Origin of the sequence: Ileibacterium valens (assembly GCF_001945525.1) — a bacterium.
Classification (GTDB): Bacteria; Bacillota_I; Bacilli_A; order Erysipelotrichales; family Erysipelotrichaceae; genus Ileibacterium; species Ileibacterium valens.
This window is the reverse complement of record NZ_MPJW01000128.1, coordinates 1-5284: the sequence shown is the minus strand read 5'-3', so window position 1 is coordinate 5284 and position 5284 is coordinate 1. Positions and strand designations below refer to the sequence as shown.

The window sequence follows — 5284 nt, the reverse complement described above, 5'->3', positions numbered from 1 at the left end:
ACGGATCGTTCGGTCGCTGTCAGTGATTTCAATCACCGGCTTTGGACTCTCGTCTGATCCTTCCAAATCCAGGAAGACCGTCCTGTCAATTTCTACGAATTCAAGAGCCGCTGAAGCAGGCGATACGGCGGCAGCTTTTCTGCGCCAGTACTGGAAGGTGGATAAAGCCAGGCCGTTTTGGACGCAGAAGCCAGCCTGAGTCAGACCTGACACCTGGTATTGATCAACCAGGTTCATCCACTGTTCCTGATTCAGTTCACGGGATTTGGAAAACAGATAATTATGCATAAAATCCTCCAGTTCTAGTCGAATACAGAATATCGACTGGAACCGGAGGATCTAAGCCCGTGAAAATTTCAAAAGGTTACTCTGAACATTCATAAAAACCGTTTTCTCAGGCCTTGTCTTTCTGAAAAAGCAAAAAAACTCCATAGCCAATTCAACTACGGAGTTTTTATGATCCTTCATGTATAGCCCATGATCTAAAGCCAACAGACTTACTGCATTTCACACCTTGCGGCCTGCTGTCTTAACGGGTGTAATTTGGGGCAGGCGATGCCACGAATATGTTTTTAATATAAGGATATTTAAATAACATCCAAACAATGCTTATTGTACTTCTTCTTCAGGTGCAGTCAATGAACGTTCAGCGAGTTCAGCGGCGATTTCAGATACCTGAGCCGCACTGAGATTTTTAATTCCGCTGGCCAGTTCATGACCGCCTCCATCATATTCGACTGCAATATCACGGATTGGAATTCGTCTTGAGCGTAAAGAAGCTGAATAATGAATTCCATCTTCCATTCGTGTGAATAATGCCCAAACTTCAATATCTATAATATTTCCCAGGGCATAGACTTTTTCCTTGGCTTTTGAAAAATCCATCCCGCAGCTAAGGTAATCATGCTGATCCATGACTGATATCAGAGCGTTATTTTTGCGGTAGGCATTTTGACGAACTTTATTCTCATAAACAAAGTCCTGATAGGTTCCTGCAAACACGTTTGCATTCGCCTTAGCCAGATCAACGCCCTGCCTGACCAGATAACTTGCTGCCAAAAATGTATCCGGCGATGTCTTATTGACCGCAAAACGCAGATTATCTGCGATCAATCCTTCATAAAGCAGCTGAGCCGATTCGGAAGGAATACTTGCCTGAAGTTCATTGAGAATTCTCGCAATCAGCTCGCAGGTAGCTGTAGCGTCCTCATCAACCAGTTCAAGATCACCATAATCTTCTACTCGAACATGATGATCGATTCGAATGGTTTTTGAGGCTGTTTTCCAGCGGTCGTCATCAATTCTAGGTGAAGTTGCAGAGTCAAGTATAATCGCTAATGAGTTTTTTACGTCTTCATCGCTCGCTTCATCCATCTTTTTACCCTGACCGTCCTGACCAAGGGCAAATATTTTCTTATCCGGATAATTTGACTCAAGAAATCCTTTGAGACCCAGCTGTGATCCTAATGCATCTGGATCAGGAAAAACGTGACGAAACAGAGTGATTGTATTGGCTGCTTCAATTTCAGACTGAAGCTTTTTTGCCAAATTTTTTAACTGTTCTGATTTAGGCATTTTCAAGATTTTTATAAGCGTCTCTTGCCAGCATGACTTCTTCATCAGTAGGAATTACCCATACTTTGACTTTGGAATCTGGAGTTGAAACGATTTTCTCCTTGCCGCGGCAGTTGTTTTCTTCAGAATCAATTTTTGCACCAAATACGTTCAGACCATCAATAATGGCTTTGCGAATATCTGGGGCATTTTCACCAATGCCTCCGGCAAATACGATGGCATCCGCTCCACCCATTAATGCGTTATATCCGCCAACGGTTTCAATCACACGGTCCTCAAAGATTTTCTTAGCCAGTTTTGCACGATGATTGCCTTCTTCAACTGCTTTATCAATATCTCTGGAATCTGAGGAAACTCCGCTGACACCAAGCAAACCGGATTTTTTATTCAGAATATCATCCATTTCCTGAGCACTGTAACCATATTTCTTCTGAAGAACTAAAGGAATCGCTGGATCAATATCTCCAGAACGGGTACCCATTTCAACACCTGCAAGCGGAGTCAGTCCCATTGAAGTTTTAAATGATTTTCCATCTTTAATCGCAGTGATGGAAGCTCCATTTCCAAGATGGCAGGTAATGATATTTACTTCTTCTGGTTTAATGCCATTCAGTTCAGCGTAGCGGTCCTTCAGGAATTTATGAGAAGTGCCATGGAAGCCATAACGGCGGATATGGTCTTTTTCATAATATTCATAAGGAATCGGATAGATATAGTTTTCTTCTGGCATACTCTGATGGAAAGCGGTATCAAAAACAAAAGTATGAACTGCGTTTGGCAGAGCTTTTTCAAATGTGCGGTAACCTAACAGTCCAGCTGGGTTATGAAGAGGTGCTAAAGGTACACATTCCTCAACATTTGCTACAGCTTCAGGAGTAGCGACTACTGAATCTGCATAGTATTCACCACCGTGAACCATGCGGTGGCCGACAGCCTTGATTTCATCAAGAGAGTTTACAACATGGTGCTTGATCAGATTTTCAATCAGCATGTTGACTGCAACTTCATGATCAGGAATCTCTGTTGTTTCGGTAAATTTTTCTCCATTCACATTGATTGTAAAAACTCCATCGTTAAGTCCAATGCGCTCAACGAGTCCTTTTGCGAGCACTTTTTCGCTCGGCATGTCATATACCTGAAACTTTAAAGATGAGCTTCCGGCATTGACCGACATCACTATAGCCATAAATTAAATCTCCTTTTTCAATCATCCATTAAATACATCCAACCCTAATTAAACGCTTTTCGTTCTGAAAGCACAACCAAAGCTAATGAAAAGCACTAAGTTCAACAGAGCAGCCGCAACATTTGCAATCTTGGAGCGACTTTTTATTTCGTTTATGCGGTTCTTTTTAATTGAATACAAAAGAGCTGGAAATTATCTTGTTAAAGTTATATTTACCATATATTTTATATATTCCTTAATAATATTCCTTCACCTTTTCCGATACCTCTGACAGACTTCAATATAATTGTTTTCGATAAAGTGAATTCATCAGCACCAGTTGATGGATCTGTTTGAGATAACCAAATCCTTTGACCAATAAATTGATTCAATCAATCTATCCTATAAAAAGATGGCAGTATACGAACTATCGGATAATTGAAAAAAAGCTTTTAAAGTGATTTGTCTTTCCATACGATAAGATCATCAGGCTCAATCTTTATGAGTCCAAATCGAATGATAAGTAATCATGGATTGGATTTTCCTGCCAAAAATACCTTATTACTATGCTTAGTTCTAATAATTCATATAACAGCGTGTACGAATTGCTGATTGAAACTTCCATTACCGGAAGATCAGAAGATACCGCGACAATTATTTCAAAATGTCTGCTGAATCATTTTGATCAAATTCCTGATTACTCACTGACCGAACTATCCGAACTCTGTCATGTTTCCTGTGCGACTCTATCCAGATTTATCCGCCAGATCGGGATGGAAAATCATCTGGAATTCAGAAACCGCATCCAGCAGGAAATCGGAAAATATCCACAGGCTTACAGCTGGTCTCATCCTGTGGAGAAAATTCCTTTTTTACCTCCATCAAGCATTGCATAGACCAGACCGTTGAGCGTTTGATATTTTTCATCGATCGAAGTTTTAAAACTTTTGTTAATCTTCTCAATCTTGGTAAATCCGTTTACCAAACAGCTTCCATCTTCATTGAAGATCAATCCATCCTCTTCGTTGAAATTCCCGATCAGCTCAGCAATAAGATCGTTCAGTGTCAAAAGACCGCTGACCCCTCCATATTCATCTAGAACAATCACCATATTCAGACGTTCTTTCTTCATTTTGGTAAATAGTTCATCTGCACCAATGTATTCCCAGACAAATACGGGCTTTTCCAGAGCAGCCATAATTTTTGCTCTTAAACAGTTATCTGATCAGTTACGCAACAGCTTTTTCACATTTAGAATACTTAGGATATGGTCTGCCGTCTTTGAGAACACCGGTATAAAAGCTCTTTTTGTTTCATAGATGGCATGATCCCAGCCATCCGGATTGTCTAGATCTAGCAGTATCATCTCAGTTCGATGCACCATAATATCTTTTGCCTGCCTGTCATCAAAAGCAAAGAGACACTCGATCAGATCTTTTTCCTGAGTATCAATTGTTCCTTTTTGCTCTCCGGCGTTTACCATCATAATTATTTCTTCTTCAAAGACTTCTTCTTCATTTGAATTCGGATTGATGCCAAGCACTCTGAGAACTGTGTTTGTTGACCAGGTAAGTACTTTAACAAGCGGTGAAAATAGAAATGCGATCCCACTGATCAGTCCGCTGACACCCAGAGCCATCTGCTCACTTTTGTGAATTGCAATCTGTTTAGGCACAAGTTCGCCAAATACTAACGTAAAATAAGAAAGAATCATGGTAATCAACAAGATCACAATTGTGTCAAGAACATGATAAGGGAGCCCGATTCCAATTCCAGTCAGCCAGAATTCCAGAGAAATTATCAGCAGCAAAGGCGCTTCCTAAAAATCCAGAAAGAGTAATAGCAATCTGAATAACAGAAAAAAAACGGCTTGGATCACTAATAAGCTTTTCAAGTTTTTTAGCTTGTCTGTTGTTTTCGTCTGCGAGCTTTTTGACTTTATACTCATTTACAGACAGTACCGCAATTTCTGAACCCGCAAATACAGCATTCAAAATAATAAGAATGACCTGAAGCACGATCATCCACAACCAGTCAGGCATAGTTCCTCCACTAAGATATACTTTATTTAAATCTGATGAAGAGGATTATAGCTTAGGTTACGTCGTCAATCTTCTGAATTGCTCAATCAGAAATGGCTGCGAAGTGAAGAAATAGAAAATCATCAAAAAAAAGATTCACATCAGCATCAAGGTTTTGCCTATTTACTGCTTACATTTTGCAAACCGATTTGAAACGTTTTCAATGCATTTCAGAAAAAGAAAAAGCCGATCCGAAGTGATTGCTCACTCAGATCGGCTTTCTGTTTGCATGGCCTCTTGCTATTTTCGCTGTTCACTATCGTCGCCGTTAGAATGCTTGACTGCCAGGTTCGAAAAGTGTCTGGGTATTTCCATTCTGCCATCAAGACCACACCTTGGATCTTTCAAAACCAAACATCAGCGACATCCTTCTTGTCTGTTGTCTTTGTTCTTTGTGTTTTACACTTCGCTTGCTTCGATCAAGCCCTCGACCGATTAGTATCAGCCAACTTCATGCATCTCT

7 protein-coding genes and 1 rRNA gene are annotated in these 5284 nt (G+C 40.3%); 1 reads left to right on the top strand and 7 read right to left on the bottom strand.

The genetic code is table 11. From position 1 onward, the window contains the following. The 3 genes from tnpA to BO222_RS06320 form a co-directional block, all read right to left on the bottom strand. A partial coding sequence (gene tnpA, locus BO222_RS06330) for an IS66 family insertion sequence element accessory protein TnpA (RefSeq protein WP_198931968.1) occupies positions 1-288 on the bottom strand: 288 nt, incomplete at its 3' end. Between the two features lie 321 nt (positions 289-609). Then, positions 610-1548 (bottom strand): DHH family phosphoesterase, encoded by a 939-nt coding sequence (locus tag BO222_RS06325; protein WP_075819392.1) that lies wholly within the window; start codon positions 1546-1548, stop codon positions 610-612. A gap of 19 nt (positions 1549-1567) precedes the next feature. Further along, complete coding sequence (locus BO222_RS06320; RefSeq protein WP_075819390.1) at positions 1568-2761, bottom strand: acetate/propionate family kinase; 1194 nt, start codon at positions 2759-2761, stop codon at positions 1568-1570. Positions 2762-3306: 545 nt separating this feature from the next. Between BO222_RS06320 and BO222_RS14390 the strand changes: the two genes are divergently transcribed. After that, a complete protein-coding gene (locus BO222_RS14390; protein ID WP_083647706.1) occupies positions 3307-3636 on the top strand; it encodes a MurR/RpiR family transcriptional regulator in 330 nt (109 codons plus the stop codon). On the opposite strand, the gene BO222_RS06310 is transcribed toward BO222_RS14390, so the two are convergent. The 4 genes from BO222_RS06310 to rrf form a co-directional block, all read right to left on the bottom strand. Further along, the gene (locus BO222_RS06310) at positions 3588-3938 is read right to left on the bottom strand and encodes a CBS domain-containing protein (protein ID WP_075819386.1); all 351 of its coding nucleotides are present in this window, start codon (positions 3936-3938) and stop codon (positions 3588-3590) included. The genes BO222_RS14390 and BO222_RS06310 overlap by 49 nt on opposite strands. Before the next feature lie 27 nt (positions 3939-3965). Beyond that, positions 3966-4550: a CNNM domain-containing protein gene (locus BO222_RS06305; RefSeq protein ID WP_143356958.1), complete on the bottom strand. Its 585-nt coding sequence runs from the start codon at positions 4548-4550 to the stop codon at positions 3966-3968. Next, positions 4480-4782 carry a CNNM domain-containing protein gene (locus BO222_RS06300; RefSeq protein ID WP_075819382.1) on the bottom strand — a complete coding sequence of 101 codons (303 nt, stop codon included), beginning with the start codon at positions 4780-4782 and terminating at the stop codon, positions 4480-4482. The genes BO222_RS06305 and BO222_RS06300 overlap by 71 nt, the downstream gene beginning before the upstream one ends. Positions 4783-5048: 266 nt before the next feature. Continuing rightward, positions 5049-5154, bottom strand: a 5S ribosomal RNA gene (rrf, locus tag BO222_RS06295). Positions 5155-5284 lie beyond the last annotated feature (130 nt).